Genomic DNA, 18,050 nt, shown 5'->3' with positions numbered 1-18,050 from the left:
TCAAGGAGGGACTTTTGTGATACTTAATAACTTTTCTGTCTCACCTAAAAATTGCTATTCCAAAAGCCCTTTCCCTCTTCTCTTGCTTTTCTTTGAGCAGACAATAAAATCTCTTGATATTTAACATTTGGTGGGATAGTGTATACCTGAGCGTAGCCTTCCCTTACGAGAACTTCGTTCAGCATGCGGCCATCAGGTAGCCAAACATAAGCCAGTATTCTGCCGTATCTGTCAGTAAGTTGTACATCTGTCTCTAAGTACACAGTGGTGCCCTCTGGTATTAGTCTTTTTGTAAACTCATAGGCGGTTTTGCCCATCTTAATAATATCCTCTACGCGCATGCCCGTTTTTTCTGCATCTCTTAGTGCCTTTGGGTTTTTGTGGCTTTCTGGCGTATCCACACCAATAAGTCTTACCTTTATTTCTTCTCCATTAGCGATGCAATAGAAAGTATCACCGTCAACGACCTTACTCACTTTGCAAGGAATGTTTTTGGAATTTTGAGTTATAACTACCTTCTCTTGGGATAAGCATGAGAAAGAAGTAATCAAAAAAAGCAAAACAAAAAGTTTTCTCATTGTTCGTAAGACCTCTCTTGAGCTCTGCTATTTCTGTAGCCATATAGAAGGTAAAGGAAAATTCCAAGGGCGTTCCAAAGGAAAAACCTGATCCAAGTCTCTTTGGGGAGACCTCCCATGATAAAAATCAGAAGAAAAAGGTTTATGGGAAGTAAGAGTTTTGCATAGGGTACTCTAAAAGTGGGTGCAACATCACCGCTTCTTCTCAGAAGTATCACACCTATACCTACCATGAAGTATGCAAATAAAGTACCTATATTAACGAGTTCCGCCAGTACTTTAAGAGGCACAAAGCCAGCAAGCAAAGATAGTATAACACCACCTGTTAGTGTGGATATGTAAGGGGTCTTAAACTTACTGTGAACTGCGGAGAGCTTTTTGGGGAGTAGCCCATCTCTGGATAAAGCGTAGATTATACGAGTAAAACCAAGCCCCATAACGAGCATTACGCTTGTTATTGTTATAACTGCTCCCGTAGCTATGAGGTTAGCTACACCTTTGTTTCCTACCTTGAACATGGCAAAAGCTAAGGCATCTGGTACGTTGAGTTCTTTGTAGTTGACCATACCAACAAGGACAAAACTAACAGACATGTAAAGCAGAGTGCTCACACCTAAAGATAGAATAAGGCCAAGTGGGACATTTCTTGTGGGGTTTTTTGTCTCTTCCGCAACGGTGGATACCGCATCAAAACCAAGATAAGCAAATATAATAAGAGATGCTGCATGCCAAACACCTGTCCATCCGTAGGGAAGAAAGTTCTCAAGATTCTTAAAGTCCACATACTTTATACCGAAAAAGAGAAAAGTAAGAAGAGTTGCTATCTTTAAGATCACTATTAGACTATTTACTGTAGCGCTTTCTTTGATGCCTATGGTTAGAAGAAGAAATACTGCTACTACACCCAGCAAGGCAAAGAGGTCTACCACTGTACCTTTTGCAGGATTGTAGGCACCTGTAAGAAATACGGGCAGAGTAAAGCCAAAGTTCTGTTCAAGAAAGGTACGGAGATAGCCAGACCATCCTGTGGCAACTGCAGCGGTAGCAACTCCGTACTCCACAAGCAAGTTCCAGCCTACAAGCCATGCGATTATCTCACCTATTGTTGCGTATGTATAACTGTAAGCACTACCAGATATGGGATAAGCTGAGCTGAGTTCTGCATAAACTAATGCGCTGATACCTATAGCTACAGCACCCAAAAGGAAGGAAAGCACTATACCCGGACCTGCATAAAGAGCGGCTGCCTGTCCCGTTATCACAAATATACCCGCGCCTATTATAGCACCTATGCCTAAGAAAGTTAAGTCAAAAAGGCCAAGCTTTCTTGGAAACCTCCCTTCATTCACAGCATAACACTTTTTCCTGAAAAAATCCCTCCATAACATGTCTCTCAATTATAGCGTAATTTTATGTATAATTTATTGGGATGAAACTCAGGATAGCTCATAGCCCAGACTCGGACGATGCTTTTATGTTCTACCCTATGGTGTTTGGACTTATAGACACAGAAGGATTGTCCTTTGAACATATGCTTGCGGATATAGAAACCTTAAACAGATGCGCTTTTGAAGGAACTTACGAGATATCTGCCATCTCCTTTCACACATACCCATATGTTGCAGACAAGTACCTTGTGCTTCCAAGCGGTGGAAGTGTAGGAGACGGATACGGACCCATAGTGGTGTCTAAGAAGCCCTTAGATACACTCAAAGGTAAAAAGATAGCGGTGCCAGGCAGGCTCACCACTGCTTACCTGATACTCAAGCTGTACGAACCTGACTTTTACGAGGAGGTTCTACCCTTTGATCAAGTTATGGAGGCGGTAGAAAAGGGGCAGGTGGATGCAGGGCTCGTCATACACGAAGGACAGATAAGTTATGAGGATAGAGGACTTTTGAAGTTTATAGACTTAGGTCAATGGTGGAAAGAAAAGACTGGTCTACCTTTACCTCTTGGATGCAATGTGGTAAGAAAGGACCTAAGTGTAGAAACTATAAAGAAAGTGGAAAGGGTAATGAAAAGAAGTGTGGAATACGCTCTTTCTAACCAAGAAAAAGCCTTAGAGTATGCTAAGAATTACGCAAGGGATATAAAGGATAGCCAAGAGAAAACAAAGAAGTTTGTAAGTATGTACGTGAACCAAAGAACTGTAGATTACGGAGAAGATGGTAGACAGGCAGTTAGGTTAATGCTTCAGTGGGGTAAAGAAAGGGGGATAATAAAAGCTGAAGTTCCAAAGATAATTTTCTCTGATGAGGTGTGATATATTAAGTATTAGTCCCCGTAGCTCAGGAGGATAGAGCGCGAGATTCCTAATCTCGAGGTCGGAGGTTCGACTCCTCCCGGGGACGCTTTGGGTTATGGAGATAGTTATAATAGAAGGCAGTTTGCTACAAGTAGAGGCAGATGTCATAGTAAATCCAGCCAACTCTCTTGGATACATGGGTGGTGGGGTCGCGGGCGTTATAAAAAGGGCAGGCGGTAGTATCATTGAAGAGGAAGCGGTCAGTAAAGCTCCTATTCCTGTAGGCTCTGCCATCATAACCACTGCAGGCAGTCTTCCCTTTAAAGGAGTTATACACGCACCCACCATGGAAGAGCCAGCGATGGCTACCACTGAGGAAAAGGTGAGAAAGGCACTGAGGGCAAGTCTTGAGCTTGCAGACAAGATGGGTTTTAAAAGTATAGCTATACCCGGGATGGGAACCGGTGTAGGAAGGCTTCCAAAGGACATTGCAGCAAAGGCTATGATAGAAGAGATAGAAAAATTCAAACCAGTAAATCTTGAAAAGGTGATCCTCGTAGATGTAGATAAGGAGTTAGTTCAAAAGTGGAGAGAATATGCCCGTTGAAGAAAGGTTCTTTTCTTTTGACGATTCTGAAAGGCTAAAACAGTCTTTTTTAAAGGCGTGCCAAGTGTTTGAAGACTATAATTTTCTTATACTCCCTACTATAGAAAAACACGAGCATAAGATTATCATTCAGCACTACAAACCTTTTTTCGTAGGGACATGTCAGGATGGTAGCTTTTTGAGTCTTAGAGTAGACTGGACAGTAAGTCTTGCAAGGTTTCTCTCAAGTTTAAGACACTTGGAACTACCGTTAAAAGTTTTTTATTGGGGAAATGTGTTTTCACTTGCGGGTGATTTAGAAAGGTTTCAGATGGGCATAGAACACTTGGGCGTTAAAGAAGTATACAGTGATGCAGAGGTAATAAGAAAGCTCTGCGAATACCTAAGGATGTGTTCTGTAATGGACTTTGTGGTAAATGTAGGTCATATGGGTATAGTAAACCGTATGTTGGAAAAATATCCAGACAAACACAGAATAATAAAAGCCATGTTTGAAAAGAACTTCTCAGAGCTACAAAGTTATACAGAACTTACGGAACTTCTCTACATGCAAGGTGGTAAAGAGGTGATTCAAGAGTTTGCAAGTAAGCACGGTGAGTTCTCTAGGGAGTGTGAAGAGCTACTTGAGATATCCGAGTACTTAGAGAACATTCCTGTGATCTTTGATCTGTCAGAGATTAGGCTACAACCTTATTATACGGGAATAGTCTTTGAAGTTTTTCACCCACGGCTTGGTTATCCTTTAGCAGGAGGAGGAAGGTACGACAAACTTTACAGTCTTTTCGGAAGAGACATACCGGCAGTAGGTGGTGCTGTTTATTTGGATAGACTTCTTGAGCTTTAATCTTTTTGCCAGTAAAGAAGACCTAACACCGCTCCCCATACAAGGTGAAGGAGGAACAAAGAAACTTGGCTAGAAAGGGAAGCAGACATCATAGTTATAGAAAATTTAGCACCACCCAAGGAGGTTATAAAAAGAAAGAGTACGACGCACACATGCCAAAAGGCTCCAAAAACAATACCCTTTGCTATGCCACCTTTGAAGGGTAGTCTACGATAAACAGCAGGATGCACAAAGAAAAGAGCAAGGACCACAGAGTTTATCATGTGTCCCAAGACCATGATCACATCTTCAAAACCATTAAACATACCAAACTGTTTTATTATGTTCAGATACTCTCTGTAAGTGCCAAAAAGTCCCAGAAAACCGTCCATCATAATATCCACGGCCATCATTACATACCCTGCTACCAAAGAAGAAAAAAAGTAGCTGAAAAAGTTCACTTCATTGATCACCCTCAAGGTACTTTTTCACCTCCTGCTTTATGGCTGGATTTATGCCCATTCTTTTTAACACATCTTCATCTGCTTTTAACAACTCATAGAGGTTTTCAAAGTTTCTGTATATGATCCTCTTTTTGACCTCACCTATACCTTTTATGTGGTCAAGCACATGGTGCGTGTCTTCTTTGAGCTTTAGCTTTCTGCTATAAGAAAGAGCAAAACTGTGCGCTTCGTCCCTTATAAGCCCAAAAACTCTGTACAGAATAGGGTGGTCTATTAGACACAGTTCTTTTCCGTCTTCACACAAAAGCATCTCCTCCTGTTTTGCTAAGGCAAAAACTTTTATGTCCATCTGATACTTTCTTTTTACTTCTAAAGCGACATTCATTTGTCCGTAGCCACCATCTATTAGCCACGCATCAGGCATTACTTCTTCTCCAGCTTTCAATCTTTTAGCTCTTCTTTCCAATACTTCCCTAATAGATGCGTAATCATCTATCTTGCTCACGCTCCTGATTCTGTATCTTCTGTACCTTCTTTTATTCATGTATCCTTTCTCCCAGACCACACAGGATGCTACCGTATACTCGCCGTAAAAGTGGGATACATCAAAACCCTCTATGATGGAAGGAAGATCCATACAGAGTTTTTCTCTGAACTCTTTTTCAAGAAGGTTAAGGTCTATGTGATTGCCCATGTTCTCCCTGATGATATCCTCAAGAGCCTTATCAGTAAGTTTGTCTAGTTTCACTCTTCCTCTCCTTTCGAGCCACTCTTTAACTTCTGGTAAAAGCTCAAAGTTAGTAATTACCTGATGGGGTATAGGATTAGAGTAATAAAAGCCAAGTAAGACTTCTTCCTTTTGTTCTTCCTTGTCAAGCAATATAATCTGTTTGTCCACAAGCTTGGAAGACCTCACTAAAAACACACCCAAGAGTTTACCCATGGAATAAAAGATGTCTGCGTTGGGAATGGGAATGTTAGAAACCCTTTGTCCCTTTGAGAGATTCTCAAGAGCCAGCACTTGATCCCTTATCTGAGCACATTTTTCAAATTTGAGCTCCTTAGAGTAGCGCTCTATTGCAAGGTAGAGTTCAGGTAGTACAGAAGATACATCTCCCGAAAGCAAGCTCGTAGCGGACTTCACATTCAGCATGTATTCATCATGGCTAACATAGCCACAACAGGGTGCACAGCAAAGCCCTAAGTGATAATCCATGCATGGCTCTTTTCTGATAGGCATGGGATCACAAGTTCTTAGCTTGAAAAGTTTGTGAATCAACCTTTTTACCTTTTTGGCTTTACCGACGCTGAAGAAAGGTCCAAATACCATTCCTTGGGATTGTCCCCTAACTACTTTCAGTGTGGGATACTTATCCTCTGTTAAAAGCAAGAGGGGATAGCCTCCACCGTATTTGTGAAGTACATTGTATTTGGGTTTGTGAAGCTGTATAAGGTCCACTTCTAAGGTTAGAGCTTCAAACTCGTTTCTCGTTATGACCCACTCCACACGCTCAGATTCTACTATAATGGCTTTCTCTTTTTGGTCTTTCTCACTCTGTCTGTAGTGCTGTAAAAGTCTTTCTTTTAAGTTTTTGGCTTTTCCCACATAAAGGACCTTGTCCCCTTTTTTGAATAGATAAACCCCAGTTTTTTCTGGTATAGCCAGAATATCTTCCAACCTTATCATAATTATTTAAGTTTAAGCGTGGAGTTTATAAAATGATAGAAATAGTCCTTTCACAGGTGCCTGTACCAAAAAGCAACCGTTATGTTAGAAAAAAGGGAGGTAAGGTGTTCAAGCCCCCAAGAGTGAAAAACTGGGAAGTTAGAGCTCTGTGGGAGATAAGCCAGCAGTATAAGGGAGAGCCTCTTGAAGGGAAGCTTTCCATGGAAGTTCTTCTTGTCCTTCCCAACAACAGGAAAAGAGACATAGACAATATGTTAAAGAGTCTTTGGGACATACTTGAAAGGGCTAAGGTTATAAAGAATGATAACCAAATATACGAGATAAAAACTGTAAAGAAAGTGCTCAAAGGTCAGTCAAAAACTATTGTAAGGATAAAAGAGTACATCGACGATCACTGAGTGTTTTTGAGGTATTCGGTAGGGTCTAAAGGTACTCCATCCTTGGTTCTTAGCTCAAAGTGTAGTATGCATTCATCTGAGTTATTCTTTTTACCTACGCTTGCTATCTCCTGTCCTTTGCTTACCGTATCACCCCTTTTAACCATATTTTTGGAGTTGTAAGCATACAGGGATATAAAGTCTTTGTGTTCCACTATCACCATGTTGCCGTAAGCCTGAAGGTCTCCCCCGCTGTAGATGACTTTTCCGTCATCAACGCTTTTGATAGGCTCTCCACACTTGGTAAGTATGTCCACACCTCTTGTGGATTTTACCACCTTTCCATCAACGGGCATGGGTATGCTTTTCTTCAAAACTTTAATCTCAGTGGGCTCGGTTTGTCTCTCTTCAGGTATACGCTCTAAGCTTTTTTCACTAAAAGAGGTCTTTTTCTCTTCTTTGGGTTCTTTTACCGCAACGGGTATTTTTATACGCCTGCCTGCTGTGAGCTTCTTGCTTTTAAGATGGTTTATTCTCATGAGTTCTTCCTCAGATACACCGTACTTTCTTGCTATGGAACTTACAGTCTCACCTTTTCTGACTTTGTGCATCACATAGTGCTTAGTTTTCTTTTCCTCTTTCTTTTCCGACAAGCTTTCTTTGGGTACTTTGATCTTAGTACCTTTGCTCAAAAACTTATTTTTGTACTCTGGGTTTAGAGCCTCAAGCTCTTTGAGTGGAATGCCCAAGCTTTTTGCTACATCTTTGAGCCTTCCCCCCCTTTTGATGGTGTATATATCGTACTCTATCTTCTCTTCTTTTTGTTTTTGTACAGTGGTTTTTGGCACTTTAACCTTTGTGCCCTTCTTTAGCCACACGCCCTTGTATTCAGGATTTAGTTTTTCAAGGGTTTTTAGAGGAATGCCCAGCTTTTTTGATATGTGCTCAAGCTTGGCACCGCGCTCCACTGTGTAAAACTCGTAATTACCCTCTTCTTTCTCTATCCCTTTAGCTTCTCTCTTTGGTACTTTAACCTTTGTGCCTTTTGCTAAGAACTTATTTTTATACTCTGGATTTAGAGCCTCAAGCTCCTTTAAAGGCACTCCTAACCTATTGGCAATATCTTTGAGTCTTGCTCCTTTCTGCACCGTGTAGTACTCGTAGTCCTGTTCCTTCTTTTTAGCCTTTGCCTCTTTTTTGCTCTTGGGTTTTTCTGCAACAGGTATGCATATCTTATCACCAACTTTTACCTTATTAGGGTCAAGATGTTTGTTATTTTTCAGTATCTCTTGAACACTGACACCTTTTCTCTTGGCTATGTTAGCAAGGGTATCTCCTTTTTGCACTTTGTAGTATTCGCATTCAACACCGTAGGCAATGCCAAAGATGGCGCTAATACCTAATACTAAAACCTCTTTCTTCATCTTTTACCACCTCCTTCTGTATCTGGATGAGTTCCACCTTTGAAAGGGGTGGACCATCCGATACCCTTTTTAAAAAGTCCCATACTAAATCTTTGTCTCCCTGCACAAAAATTTCCACTCTTCCATCTGGCATGTTTCTGACCCATCCGTCAAGACCGTAGCTTTCCGCAAGGTTTTTTGTGTATGCCCTAAAACCTACTCCTTGAACAATACCGCTTACATAGACCCTGTACGCAACCATAGAAAAATTTTAACCTACTCAGAATCTTTCCTTTGACCTGACCTCTTCAACCAAGTTCCCCTTCTCGTCGTAAATCCTCATTATGGCTTTTGTCTTTCTTAGCTCTGTTTCTGACCTTAAAACCCCTCCTTTGTACTGCACCCATCTTTGTCTTAAACCGTCTTGCGTGAAGTATATTTCGGACCTCACATCTCCGCTGGTAATAACCAGTTTACACCAGTTTATGTCTTCGTAATCTACTATGCCTTCAACACTTATACTTGTTATTCCATTGATGGTAGCGCCAGTTGGACACCAGCTGTCTGCGGTTTTAGGAACGGAGACCTTTTTTTCTGTGCAGGAGAAAAGAGCGAGGGCTACTGCAAAAAGGCTTAACCTTATAAACATACTGGCATTATAACACAAAATGGGCTCTTTCTTTTATAATAAACAGGATGATAGAAAGGGTGATCAAGATAATTGAGCCTAAGTTTTCTGAAGAAGAAAAGCTCACCGTGCTTAGCATCCTTGAAAGCAATCAGATAACCAGAGGTGAATGGACTAAAAGGTTTGAAGAGGAGTTTGCAAGATATTTGGGTGTCAGGTATGCCTTTACTGTGTGTTCTGGTACCGTTGCCCTTTTTATCGCCTTGAAATCCGTAGGTGTTGAAGGTAAAAGGGTGGTAGTCCCTGCCATGAGCTTTATGGCAACAATAGACGCTGTGCTTTTGGCAGGGGGTATTCCTGTTGTGGTTGATGTGGATGAGCATTACACCATGGACCCATCTCAATTAGAGGATGCAGTAAAAAGATACCATCCTTTGGTAGTTATTCCCGTACATCTTTATGGGCAGACCGCAAATATGGAAGACATTATGTATCTATCAGAAAAGTATGGTTTTTTAGTGCTTGAGGATGCAGCGCAGGCACACGGTGCGAGCTTTAAAGGAAAAAAGGCAGGAGCTTTAGGACACCTTTCCGCTTTTAGTTTTTACGCATCAAAGAATGTTCCTATGGGTGAAGGAGGAGTCATCGCTACAGATGATGATACCTTGGCAAAGAGTATAAAAAAGTGGATAGATTTTGGGGACCACCCTGCTTTTAATGTAAGGATCACAGAGTTCCAGGCTGCTATTGGATACATTCAGCTCAAACGCCTTGATGAAAGAAATAAGAGGAGAAGAGATATAGCACAAAAGTACAATGAGCACTTTAACGGATCTTTGACTGCACCTACCGAAAGACCCAACGCTTACCACGTGTATCATCTGTATACCCTCAGACATCAAGAAAGGGACAGAATAATAAAACATCTAAGGGACATGGGTATAGACGCACGCGTATACTACAGTTATCTGCTAAATGAGATAAGAAAGGTAGACCATCTACCCCTTGACAGAGCGGAAAGCTTTAGGAAGGAAGTTTTTTCCATACCAGTGCACCCTTATCTTACAGAGGACGAAATAAACTATGTTATTGAGGGTGTGCTTTCTGCAATAAATACCATTATGGAAAAAACATGAGCCTCAGACCTACTAATATACCCCTGACTGTTAAGGAGTTTGAAGAGGAACTTTGTGGATTATGCGCAGGGTGTGGTTGTTCTTGTGGTTATATCCTTTACACAAAAGACCATACTATAGTAGATCTTTACGGACATCCTGCGGACAAAAGAGGCATAGGAAGTTTATGCACTAAAGGAATAACTTATATACAATCCACAGATACAAACCCCCTTAGACTAAGAAAAGCCTTTTTCAGAAAAGATCAAGACTATGTAGAGATTTCCTATACATCTGCAACGAATTTGGCAAAGGAAAAACTAAAAGACAAAAAAGTGGCTTTCTTACTTGATAGGTCTGCAGGTCTTGAAGAGTATGTCCTTGCTAAGGAGATCACGCCTTTTGTATTTACGGATACAGTTTACTTACCCTTCAAAGCATCAACCCTTTTACCCCAAGAATGGAGGGACAGAAGGTTTATTCTTGCCTTTGAGGTAGAACCCGTGTTTTCCGAGGTCATGTCCACAAGATGGCTCATAGATGCGGTAGAGAAGGGAGCATACCTATATGTGATCTCATCAAGGTACTCTACACTAAATGCCAAGGCAAAAGAGACGTATCTTATGCCTCCTCATCAGGCACTTTTGTTTCTTGAAAAGATCCTTCAAGAGGAGCACACTGACAAAAGAATAGACTTTCTGAAAAAGAGCCTTCAGTTGATAAAGGAATCTTTGGTGTTAGTATCTGCTTCTCTTATGGTCTCTCCTTTTAAGGACAGGGTGATAAGATTTATGAAGGAATTAAGAAGAAGGTTCAAAGTGGAGTATGCCATAGTGGGAGATGTGATGCCTTTTCCCTCTTACTCCCTCAAGGACCTGTGCGAAAGCATAGATGATTTTGATGCCCTTGTGGTTTTTGGCAACCCTCTGAGGCTTCTAAGAGATGAGCATTTGGAAAAGTTAAAAGATAAGTTTGTCCTTCAATTTACGCTTTTTCCTAACTTTACATCCCATCATGCTAACTTGGTCCTGCCTATGACTAACTTTACAGAAAGGGACTTTATAAATTACAGACACGGCTTTGGATTTTTAGCATATACCCCAAAGGTGCTAAACAGGCAAGAGTACATAAACCCTTACACCTTTTTGAGAGAAGTGTTTGAAAAAGATATAACTTTAGAAGAGTTTTTGAGCCATTACGGTATTGACTATCAAGAGCTTAAGACTTCTGATGAGGCCAAACTTAAACTTCCACCATTGGAAGAAGTTTTCCAGCAAGAAGAGAGAACAGAGCCGTTAAAAGAGGGCATCTATATCTACACGGACAACACACTTGTGGAAGATTTGGGACACTGGTACACATGGACTCACGACATGGAAAAGTACCAGATGGCGTATTTAAACGAAAGGACCGCAAAAAAACTCAAGGTAGAAGACAAAATCTTTATACGCGGGCATGAGTTTAAAGTTATCATCACTCCTAACATAGCGGACGATGTTGTGTTTATACCATTATCTTATGAGGAGTATCAACCTTTCCATCCGGGTGTGAGCGTAGGAAGGTTTCTAAAACATCCCTACTACAGGTTTGAGGTTTTGGAATGATAGCAACGGTTTGTAAGAAGAGAAAAGCTAAATCCTCTTACTTGCTTAGAACATTCGGGCTTGATGAGAACACCCTTAAAAGCTACAATTACAAAAAGTGGTTAGGAGGTGCGGACCTCTTTTTTCAGACCCAAGAAGAAAAGATGGTCGCTTACGAGAAGCTAAAGGACTTTGTTTATGCGGATGAGTTTTTGGAAATGGAAGAGGTGGTAGTTAGCATGCTCAAAAGGGTTGGACTCAAATTGGCAGTTGCGGAAAGCTCTTCTGGAGGGCTTTTGTCCGCAAGAATAGTGAATGTAGCAGGAAGTTCTGAGGTGTTCTTGGGTGGGTTCATTGCTTACGCAAATGACCTAAAAACTAAGCTTTTGGGTATTGATGAGAGCCTTATTAGAAAGTTTGGTGCGGTATCTAAAGAGGTGTGTAGGGCTATGTGTATAGGTGTACTTGAAGAAACAGATGCAGACGTATCTTTGGCTATAACGGGCATAGCAGGTCCAGGTGGAGGCACACAGAAAAAACCAGTGGGCTTGACTTTCATAGGCTTAGGAACGGATAGTGAGGTGATAGTGGAAGAACACAGACTAAAAGGTAGTAGGAATGAAAACAGATTCCTTTCTACACAGATAGCTCTTGATATGTTAAGAAGGTTTCTTAGGGAGAGGTACATCCGTGAGTAAGATACATCCAACAGCCATAATAGGTGAGGATGTTCGTATAGAGGAATCTGTGGAGATAGGGGCTTACAGCATTCTTGTAGGTGATGTGAGCATAGGAAAGGGTACAAAGATAGGAAACAGGGTGAGCATAAAGGGAAAGGTGAAGATAGGGCAGGACTGCAAGATATATGATGGTGTTGTCATAGGAGAAGAACCCCAGCATCTTAGGTATGCGGGAGAAGAAAGTGAGGTAATCATAGGAAATCGCGTAATAATAAGAGAGTATGCAACCATACATAGAGGAACATCCATAGGCATCATGAAAACCATTATAGAAGATGATGTAATGCTTATGGCTTACTCCCATGTAGCTCATGATTGTATTGTCAGAAGGGGCGTAATTATGGCAAACTGTGCCACCTTGGGTGGGCATGTAGAGGTGGGCGAGTATGCTTTCATAGGAGGCCTTTCTGCGGTCCATCAGTGGGCTAGGGTAGGAGCTTATGCCATGGTAGGAGGACTCTCTGGAGTTTCTTTGGACATTCCACCATACACAAGGGCATCAGGACAGCACGCACTTTTATACGGTGTGAATACTGTAGGCTTAGAAAGGAGAGGTTTCAAAAAGGAAGTTATAAAAGCCATAAAAAGAGCCTACAGAATACTATTCAGGAGTGGCATGTTAAAGAAAGAAGCCATAGAGGTCATCTTGAAAGAACTGGGAGAGTACGAAGAAATAAGGCATCTTGTAGAATTTATAAAAACCAGCAAAAGAGGAGTAGCAAGGGATGCAGGAGGCAGGTCATGAAAGCGGTTATACTTTCCGCAGGAATGGGGACCAGGCTCAAAAGCGAAAAGCCCAAAGTGCTACACACCATACTGGGAAAACCCATGCTTTGGTATGTCTTGCAGACGGTAAAAAACAGCGGTATAGAGGACATAGGCGTAGTTGTAGGTTATGGAGCTGAGGAAGTAAAAAAAGCCTTAGAAGATGAAACGGTCTCTTTTTATTACCAGAAAAACCCAAGAGGAGGCACCGCGGACGCAGTTATCTCTTCTGCAGACATGTGGAGGTCTTATGAAGGTTATGTTTTGGTCATTAACGGAGATGCACCTTTGGTAAGGTCTTCAACCCTAAAAAACATGCAAAGGTACATAAGCATGGTGGAAGAGTACGAAGGGGTAAAGCTCAGCGCACTGGTGCTCACAAGTTTTCTTCCTGATCCTACAGACTATGGAAGAGTGGTAAAAGACAGCGAGGGAAATGTAATAAAGATAGTAGAAGAAAAAGAGGCAAGTTTTGAGGAGAAAAAGATAAACGAGGTAAACGGAGGGGTTTATATTTTTTATGCACCTCACCTTCTTGAGTGTGTGTTCTCTGTAAAACCTAGCAATAGTGGAGAGCTTTACCTTACTGAAATCTTTAACCTTATGTATCAGAAAGGATACAAAACCAGAACCTTTATGGCTCAAGACCCTACAGAAATCTTGGGAGTAAACACCCGGTGGGATTTGGCAGTAGCGGAGAATGTAATAAGACTTCGGATACTTCAGCAGTGGGCAGAAAAAGGCAACACCATACACCAACCCGAAAGCGTGTGGATAGAGCCTGATGTGAGCTTAGAGGGAGATGTGGAGATACACCCAGATGTGATGCTCATAGGCAAAACAAAGATAGGCAAAAACTGTGTTATAGGAAAGGGAAGCATCATAGAAAATTCTTTGATAGAAGAAGGCGTGGTGATAGAGCCTTACTCAGTGATAAGAAACTCCAAGGTGCTCAAAAAGGCGCGCATAGGACCCTTTGCACACATAAGGGATCAAAGCACAGTAGGTGAGGAAAGTCAAATAGGCAACTTTGTGGAAGTAAAGAATTCCACAATAGAAAAAGATGTAAAAGCCAAGCACCTTGCCTACATAGGGGACGCTTACATAGGAAGTAGCTCTAACATAGGTGCAGGTGTAGTGTTTGCCAACTTTGACGGTAAGAGAAAGCACCAAACTCGTGTGGGAAGCAATGCCTTTATAGGTAGCAACTCTTTACTGATAGCACCCTTAAAGGTAGGAGACTTTGCTTTTGTGGCGGGTGGGTCTGTGGTGAACAAAGATGTGCCAGAGGGCTATCTTGCCATCTCAAGACCCGCTCTGAAGCTTTTAAAGGACAAAGGCAGGGAGAAATTAACATGATAGGCATAATAGGAGGGAGTGGTATTTATAACATAGAAGGCGCTCGCATTATAAAGGAGATAAACATCTCAACACCTTTTGGGAAACCATCTTCTCCAGTGGTAATAATGGACATAGAAGGCAGAGAGGTAGCCTTTCTCTCAAGACACGGTAGGGGACACATATACCCACCACACCTTGTGCCATATAGGGCAAACCTTTGGGCCTTTAGAGAAATAGGGGTGAGTAGGGTGCTATCCCTTTCCGCAGTGGGAGGTATAAACAGGAAGCTACAGCCAGGAGACTATGTGGTAATTAGTGACTTTATAGACTTGACCAAAAATAGAAAAAGCACCTTCTATGAGGGCATAAGGTCCATTAGGGTAGAGGGTGAGGACAAACCTGCAAAGCTACTCAGAGAAGGCAAGGTGGTGCACATAGATGTATCAGAGGCTTACTGCCCTCAGATGAAGACTGTGCTTTATAAAGTGTTAGAAGACTTAAACTTGCCCTTCCACGCAGAGGGTATATACGCATGCACGGAGGGACCAAGGTTTGAGACTCCTGCAGAGATAAGAGCTATAGAAAAGCTCGGTGGTGATGTGGTAGGTATGACAGGCTATCCAGAAGTGGTGCTCGCAAGAGAGCTCACCATGTGTTATGCATCTTTGTGCGTAGTTGCCAATCCCGCAGCTGGCATATCTGGTAAAAGACTCACCAGCCAAGAGGTGATAGAGCTTATGAAGAGCAAAGACCAAGAGATAAAGCTTCTGATAAAACGCTTTGTGTCTGAGCTTCCAGAGGAAAGAACCTGCAATTGTAAAAACGCATTAGAGGATGCAGAGGTTTAAATTAAGATAGATGAGTAGAAAAAAGGATAGACTCTCTAACCTTTTGAAGGAAGAAATAGCTTATATTCTCAAGCACGCACAGGACCCAAGGCTTGCCATGGTGGTCATCACAAGACTTGAGCTTTCTCAGGACCTAAAGCACGCAAAGGTGTACTTTACCACTATACCCGAAGGTGCGGAAAAGGAGGTAGAGAAAGCCCTTCAGTCCGCAAGGGGATACATAAAAAGCCAGCTTATGAAAAACCTAAGAATTAAGTTTGTGCCTGATTTGGTTTTCAAGTTTGATGCAGAGCTAAAAGCCTTTGAGAAGTTATGGGAAAAACTCTGATACTTCTCAAAGAGAGCCAGTATCAGCTTAAGCCACCAGGGGGAAAGCTTCTCTTTTCCACACACGAGGATCTAAAAGCGCAGGAGCTACCCCTTGTTTCCTCAGAAGAAGTGGACCACAGGATACCCTACCCACTCCTTAACCCACTACAGAGCCTTTTCTTCTACTACTACCAAAGTGGAAACGCCCTTGTGTGCGCACCCACCTCCGCAGGTAAAAGCCTCATAGCCTACCTCTTCATGAGAAACAAAGAAGGTAGAAAGGTATACACCGCACCCACCAAGTCCCTAGTGTATGAGAAGGCAGTGGAACTAAGAAGGTATTACTCTGTAGATGTCAGAACTGGTGATAGCATATTGGAGAGTTATAAAAGAGTAAAAGGGGAGGTGGTGGTGAGCACCTACGAAAACCTCGTTTATGCGCTGAGAAACTCCGCAGAGTGGGTACAAGAGATCTCCTGCATAGTCTTTGATGAGATACACCAGCTTACCAAAAGGTGGATACTGGAAGAAGCCATAGCCTACGCTTTAGACAGAGATATAAAACTACTGGGACTTTCTGCCACACTACCTTCTTACGAAGAAATAGCGGATTGGATAAGAGCGGACCTTACCATTTACAGCCATTGGAGACCTGTAGCACTCATAAGAGACACAAGACCCCTAAAAGACCTTCCCAAAACCAAAAAACACACAGATAGGGACTACCAAATAGCAGAAAGATTGCTCAGCGCCCTTTTTGAGCTTAGCAAAAGGGACGAGAAAGTCATACTCTTTGTGCCCCAAAAGAAATTAGGGTGGAAGCTCTTAGAGCTTGCCAAAGAAGAGAAGATAGGCATAATGAACAAAACCACACCCTTTGAACACCAGCAGGACAAAGAGCCCGAAATAGCCTTTCACAACGCAGATGTGCCAAAAGAAGAAAGAGAAGAGATAGAAAAAGCCTTCAGAGAGGGAAGCCTAAACAAGCTTGTGGCAACCCAAACCCTCGCCTATGGTGTAAATCTGCCCGCAGACCGTGTGATAATCTTGGTGCGCATGTTTCACGAAAGGGGAAAGCTAAGATGCATACCAGACACGCTGGACATACTCCAGATGGAAGGAAGGGCAGGAAGACTTGGCATAAAGGAAGTGGGATACTCTCACATTCTGACCTACGGAGGCACACCCGAAAAACTTGAAAAGGAAGTCTCAAAGGCACTAAAAGAACCCATACAGAGCTCCATAAATTTGGAAGCTCTTAGCCTCTTTGTGCTTCTTGGTTTTCTCTATGAAGGTGGCAATTATGAGAACTTCCTCACAAAGACCTTCTCTTACCGTAAGGTAAAAAAGGAAAACCTAAAGACGGTTATGGAATTCCTGATAAGCAAGGGCTACATAAACAAAGGAAAGCTCACCCCAAAAGCTATATACTGTGTTAGAAGCGGTATCCCACCCACACACTTTGAGGAGTTCCTAAGGAGGCTCTCTCTCAATATGGATCATCTCATCACCCTAAGACCCCTTTTGCACATGAAGAAGTTTGATTCCCTCTATGAGTTTGTCAAAAATGGCGAAAGCTTTATAGAAGACTACCATTATGTAGCTGGAAAGCTATCCCTGTGCGGTCAAAAGTGCCTTGCTGACAATACAGACCAGTTTATCTTCTACACCGAAGGATTGACCTTTAAGTATCCCAACATCTCAAGCCCACCCGGAGAGTTTTCTTACCTTGGTACTGACGCCTTGCACCTTCTTAGGATGCTCATGGAACTAAGCAAGTTGGGAGTCTGGAGGCTAAACCCTCAGGAGATGCTCTCTATAGCCCATTCAGTAAAGTACGGACTTACCATTGAGTATGCATCTCTGAGTGGTATAAAAGGCATAGGACACATAAGAGCAAACCTTCTTAAAAGAGTCTTGCAAGAAGATGGCATCCTGCCACCACCCATTGGCTCCAAAACCTCAGACCTGCTGGATCTTTTGGACATGCAGACCCTTGGCAGTAGGTTAGAGCAAATTTTACGGGAACAGAGGAAGCTTGAAAAAAACAGAGCAAAGGAAGAAGCAAAGAAAGTCATCAAACTTTTGGAAAATAACAAAAACGGCTTACTTGTAGATGACAGGATACTTCTTGCCTTTGGACTTTTCAAACTTGGAGAGAAAGCTTACAGACTCAAGAAAAAGGAACTTGCACAGATTATATTCCTTCACGAAACTTTCACGCAGTAGAGCGCAGAAAAAGATAATCTAAAAACTTAAGGAGGAGAAAATGAGAATCCTTGCCGCTTTGCTAATAGTAAGTTTTGCCTTTGCTGTAGATTACCTTTACATAGCGGTAAGGGTAGAAAGTTATGACCCAAGAACAGGCTTAATGAAAGTAACAGGAATAGCAGGCTCTTGTGAAGGGAAGTCCTTTAATCTTATAGCAAAACCCGGCATGGACCCAAAACAGATAGAAAAAAGAGAACTGCGCGTCCTCATAGACAGCGATCACTGTGAAGACAAAGCCACTTACAAAATACTGGAGAGGTAGC

At 42.1% G+C, this 18,050-nt stretch carries 20 protein-coding genes and 1 tRNA gene; 14 read left to right on the top strand and 7 right to left on the bottom strand.

What is annotated here, in order from left to right; translation table 11 throughout:
• Positions 1-44 precede the first annotated feature (44 nt).
• Positions 45-578, bottom strand: coding sequence for a thermonuclease family protein (locus tag CP948_RS02525; protein ID WP_096600725.1), 534 nt, complete (start codon positions 576-578; stop codon positions 45-47).
• A complete protein-coding gene (locus CP948_RS02520) occupies positions 575-1,966 on the bottom strand; it encodes an amino acid permease (RefSeq protein ID WP_096600723.1) in 1,392 nt (463 codons plus the stop codon). Before CP948_RS02520 ends, CP948_RS02525 begins: the two co-directional genes overlap by 4 nt.
• Positions 1,967-2,007: 41 nt before the next feature.
• Here CP948_RS02520 and CP948_RS02515 point away from each other — a divergent pair, with 41 nt between their 5' ends.
• The 4 genes from CP948_RS02515 to CP948_RS02500 all read left to right on the top strand — a co-directional run bounded on the left by CP948_RS02515 (position 2,008) and on the right by CP948_RS02500 (position 4,277).
• Positions 2,008-2,844 carry a menaquinone biosynthesis family protein gene (locus CP948_RS02515; RefSeq protein WP_096600721.1) on the top strand — a complete coding sequence of 279 codons (837 nt, stop codon included), beginning with the start codon at positions 2,008-2,010 and terminating at the stop codon, positions 2,842-2,844.
• 14 nt (positions 2,845-2,858) lie between these two features.
• Positions 2,859-2,932 (top strand) — tRNA-Arg (locus tag CP948_RS02510).
• Between the two features lie 9 nt (positions 2,933-2,941).
• Entirely contained in the window at positions 2,942-3,433 is a 492-nt protein-coding gene (locus tag CP948_RS02505) for an ADP-ribose-binding protein (RefSeq protein ID WP_096600719.1), read from the top strand.
• On the top strand, positions 3,423-4,277 hold the full coding sequence (locus CP948_RS02500; RefSeq protein ID WP_096600717.1) for an ATP phosphoribosyltransferase regulatory subunit: 855 nt from the start codon (positions 3,423-3,425) through the stop codon (positions 4,275-4,277). Before CP948_RS02505 ends, CP948_RS02500 begins: the two co-directional genes overlap by 11 nt.
• On the opposite strand, the gene CP948_RS02495 is transcribed toward CP948_RS02500, so the two are convergent.
• The gene (locus tag CP948_RS02495; protein WP_096600849.1) at positions 4,274-4,729 is read right to left on the bottom strand and encodes a hypothetical protein; all 456 of its coding nucleotides are present in this window, start codon (positions 4,727-4,729) and stop codon (positions 4,274-4,276) included. The two genes, CP948_RS02500 and CP948_RS02495, sit on opposite strands and share 4 nt — an antisense overlap.
• On the bottom strand, positions 4,719-6,407 hold the full coding sequence (gene uvrC / locus CP948_RS02490; protein ID WP_096600715.1) for an excinuclease ABC subunit UvrC: 1,689 nt from the start codon (positions 6,405-6,407) through the stop codon (positions 4,719-4,721). The genes CP948_RS02495 and uvrC overlap by 11 nt, the downstream gene beginning before the upstream one ends.
• A gap of 32 nt (positions 6,408-6,439) precedes the next feature.
• Here uvrC and CP948_RS02485 point away from each other — a divergent pair, with 32 nt between their 5' ends.
• Positions 6,440-6,805, top strand: coding sequence for a RusA family crossover junction endodeoxyribonuclease (locus CP948_RS02485; RefSeq protein ID WP_096600713.1), 366 nt, complete (start codon positions 6,440-6,442; stop codon positions 6,803-6,805).
• Here the strand turns inward: CP948_RS02485 and CP948_RS02480 are convergent.
• Genes CP948_RS02480 through CP948_RS02470 form a run of 3 tightly spaced genes read right to left on the bottom strand, consistent with a single transcriptional unit; the run spans position 6,799 to position 8,836 of the window.
• Positions 6,799-8,208 carry a LysM peptidoglycan-binding domain-containing protein gene (locus CP948_RS02480; protein ID WP_096600711.1) on the bottom strand — a complete coding sequence of 470 codons (1,410 nt, stop codon included), beginning with the start codon at positions 8,206-8,208 and terminating at the stop codon, positions 6,799-6,801. The two genes, CP948_RS02485 and CP948_RS02480, sit on opposite strands and share 7 nt — an antisense overlap.
• Positions 8,177-8,449, bottom strand: coding sequence for an acylphosphatase (locus CP948_RS02475; RefSeq protein ID WP_096600709.1), 273 nt, complete (start codon positions 8,447-8,449; stop codon positions 8,177-8,179). Before CP948_RS02475 ends, CP948_RS02480 begins: the two co-directional genes overlap by 32 nt.
• 18 nt (positions 8,450-8,467) lie before the next feature.
• Positions 8,468-8,836: a hypothetical protein gene (locus tag CP948_RS02470; RefSeq protein ID WP_096600707.1), complete on the bottom strand. Its 369-nt coding sequence runs from the start codon at positions 8,834-8,836 to the stop codon at positions 8,468-8,470.
• Positions 8,837-8,895: 59 nt separating this feature from the next.
• On the opposite strand from CP948_RS02470, the gene CP948_RS02465 reads away from it, so the two are divergent.
• Genes CP948_RS02465 through CP948_RS02425 form a run of 9 tightly spaced genes read left to right on the top strand, consistent with a single transcriptional unit; the run spans position 8,896 to position 18,049 of the window.
• On the top strand, positions 8,896-9,951 hold the full coding sequence (locus CP948_RS02465; RefSeq protein ID WP_096600847.1) for a DegT/DnrJ/EryC1/StrS family aminotransferase: 1,056 nt from the start codon (positions 8,896-8,898) through the stop codon (positions 9,949-9,951).
• A complete protein-coding gene (locus CP948_RS02460; protein ID WP_096600704.1) occupies positions 9,948-11,534 on the top strand; it encodes a molybdopterin-dependent oxidoreductase family protein in 1,587 nt (528 codons plus the stop codon). The genes CP948_RS02465 and CP948_RS02460 overlap by 4 nt, the downstream gene beginning before the upstream one ends.
• On the top strand, positions 11,531-12,211 hold the full coding sequence (locus CP948_RS02455; RefSeq protein WP_096600702.1) for a CinA family protein: 681 nt from the start codon (positions 11,531-11,533) through the stop codon (positions 12,209-12,211). The genes CP948_RS02460 and CP948_RS02455 overlap by 4 nt, the downstream gene beginning before the upstream one ends.
• Complete coding sequence (lpxA, locus tag CP948_RS02450; protein WP_096600700.1) at positions 12,204-12,998, top strand: acyl-ACP--UDP-N-acetylglucosamine O-acyltransferase; 795 nt, start codon at positions 12,204-12,206, stop codon at positions 12,996-12,998. Before CP948_RS02455 ends, lpxA begins: the two co-directional genes overlap by 8 nt.
• Positions 12,995-14,377, top strand: a complete 1,383-nt coding sequence (gene glmU, locus CP948_RS02445) for a bifunctional UDP-N-acetylglucosamine diphosphorylase/glucosamine-1-phosphate N-acetyltransferase GlmU (RefSeq protein ID WP_096600698.1) — start codon at positions 12,995-12,997, stop codon at positions 14,375-14,377. The genes lpxA and glmU overlap by 4 nt, the downstream gene beginning before the upstream one ends.
• The gene (mtnP, locus tag CP948_RS02440; protein WP_096600695.1) at positions 14,374-15,207 is read left to right on the top strand and encodes an S-methyl-5'-thioadenosine phosphorylase; all 834 of its coding nucleotides are present in this window, start codon (positions 14,374-14,376) and stop codon (positions 15,205-15,207) included. The genes glmU and mtnP overlap by 4 nt, the downstream gene beginning before the upstream one ends.
• 10 nt (positions 15,208-15,217) lie before the next feature.
• Entirely contained in the window at positions 15,218-15,535 is a 318-nt protein-coding gene (gene rbfA, locus CP948_RS02435; RefSeq protein ID WP_096600692.1) for a 30S ribosome-binding factor RbfA, read from the top strand.
• Positions 15,520-17,745 (top strand): DEAD/DEAH box helicase, encoded by a 2,226-nt coding sequence (locus CP948_RS02430; RefSeq protein ID WP_096600690.1) that lies wholly within the window; start codon positions 15,520-15,522, stop codon positions 17,743-17,745. Before rbfA ends, CP948_RS02430 begins: the two co-directional genes overlap by 16 nt.
• Before the next feature lie 40 nt (positions 17,746-17,785).
• Entirely contained in the window at positions 17,786-18,049 is a 264-nt protein-coding gene (locus CP948_RS02425; RefSeq protein WP_096600688.1) for a hypothetical protein, read from the top strand.
• The last annotated feature ends 1 nt before the right edge of the window (position 18,050 follow it).

Origin of the sequence: Hydrogenobacter hydrogenophilus (assembly GCF_900215655.1) — a bacterium.
Classification (GTDB): Bacteria; Aquificota; Aquificia; order Aquificales; family Aquificaceae; genus Hydrogenobacter; species Hydrogenobacter hydrogenophilus.
The sequence above is the reverse complement of the archived record's forward strand: the minus strand, read 5'-3'. Positions and strand labels throughout refer to the sequence as shown.

What these genes read in the sequence shown, in the direction of transcription:
- CP948_RS02475 (WP_096600709.1), bottom strand. Translation starts at nt 8,449, where the DNA reads ATGGTTGCGTACAGGGTCTATGTAAGCGGTATTGTTCAAGGAGTAGGT.
- glmU (WP_096600698.1), top strand. Translation starts at nt 12,995, where the DNA reads ATGAAAGCGGTTATACTTTCCGCAGGAATGGGGACCAGGCTCAAAAGC.
- CP948_RS02505 (WP_096600719.1), top strand. Translation starts at nt 2,942, where the DNA reads ATGGAGATAGTTATAATAGAAGGCAGTTTGCTACAAGTAGAGGCAGAT.
- rbfA (WP_096600692.1), top strand. Translation starts at nt 15,218, where the DNA reads ATGAGTAGAAAAAAGGATAGACTCTCTAACCTTTTGAAGGAAGAAATA.
- CP948_RS02480 (WP_096600711.1), bottom strand. Translation starts at nt 8,208, where the DNA reads ATGAAGAAAGAGGTTTTAGTATTAGGTATTAGCGCCATCTTTGGCATT.
- CP948_RS02455 (WP_096600702.1), top strand. Translation starts at nt 11,531, where the DNA reads ATGATAGCAACGGTTTGTAAGAAGAGAAAAGCTAAATCCTCTTACTTG.
- CP948_RS02425 (WP_096600688.1), top strand. Translation starts at nt 17,786, where the DNA reads ATGAGAATCCTTGCCGCTTTGCTAATAGTAAGTTTTGCCTTTGCTGTA.
- CP948_RS02460 (WP_096600704.1), top strand. Translation starts at nt 9,948, where the DNA reads ATGAGCCTCAGACCTACTAATATACCCCTGACTGTTAAGGAGTTTGAA.
- CP948_RS02500 (WP_096600717.1), top strand. Translation starts at nt 3,423, where the DNA reads ATGCCCGTTGAAGAAAGGTTCTTTTCTTTTGACGATTCTGAAAGGCTA.
- CP948_RS02470 (WP_096600707.1), bottom strand. Translation starts at nt 8,836, where the DNA reads ATGTTTATAAGGTTAAGCCTTTTTGCAGTAGCCCTCGCTCTTTTCTCC.
- CP948_RS02520 (WP_096600723.1), bottom strand. Translation starts at nt 1,966, where the DNA reads ATGTTATGGAGGGATTTTTTCAGGAAAAAGTGTTATGCTGTGAATGAA.
- uvrC (WP_096600715.1), bottom strand. Translation starts at nt 6,407, where the DNA reads ATGATAAGGTTGGAAGATATTCTGGCTATACCAGAAAAAACTGGGGTT.
- mtnP (WP_096600695.1), top strand. Translation starts at nt 14,374, where the DNA reads ATGATAGGCATAATAGGAGGGAGTGGTATTTATAACATAGAAGGCGCT.
- CP948_RS02430 (WP_096600690.1), top strand. Translation starts at nt 15,520, where the DNA reads ATGGGAAAAACTCTGATACTTCTCAAAGAGAGCCAGTATCAGCTTAAG.
- CP948_RS02485 (WP_096600713.1), top strand. Translation starts at nt 6,440, where the DNA reads ATGATAGAAATAGTCCTTTCACAGGTGCCTGTACCAAAAAGCAACCGT.
- CP948_RS02525 (WP_096600725.1), bottom strand. Translation starts at nt 578, where the DNA reads ATGAGAAAACTTTTTGTTTTGCTTTTTTTGATTACTTCTTTCTCATGC.
- CP948_RS02515 (WP_096600721.1), top strand. Translation starts at nt 2,008, where the DNA reads ATGAAACTCAGGATAGCTCATAGCCCAGACTCGGACGATGCTTTTATG.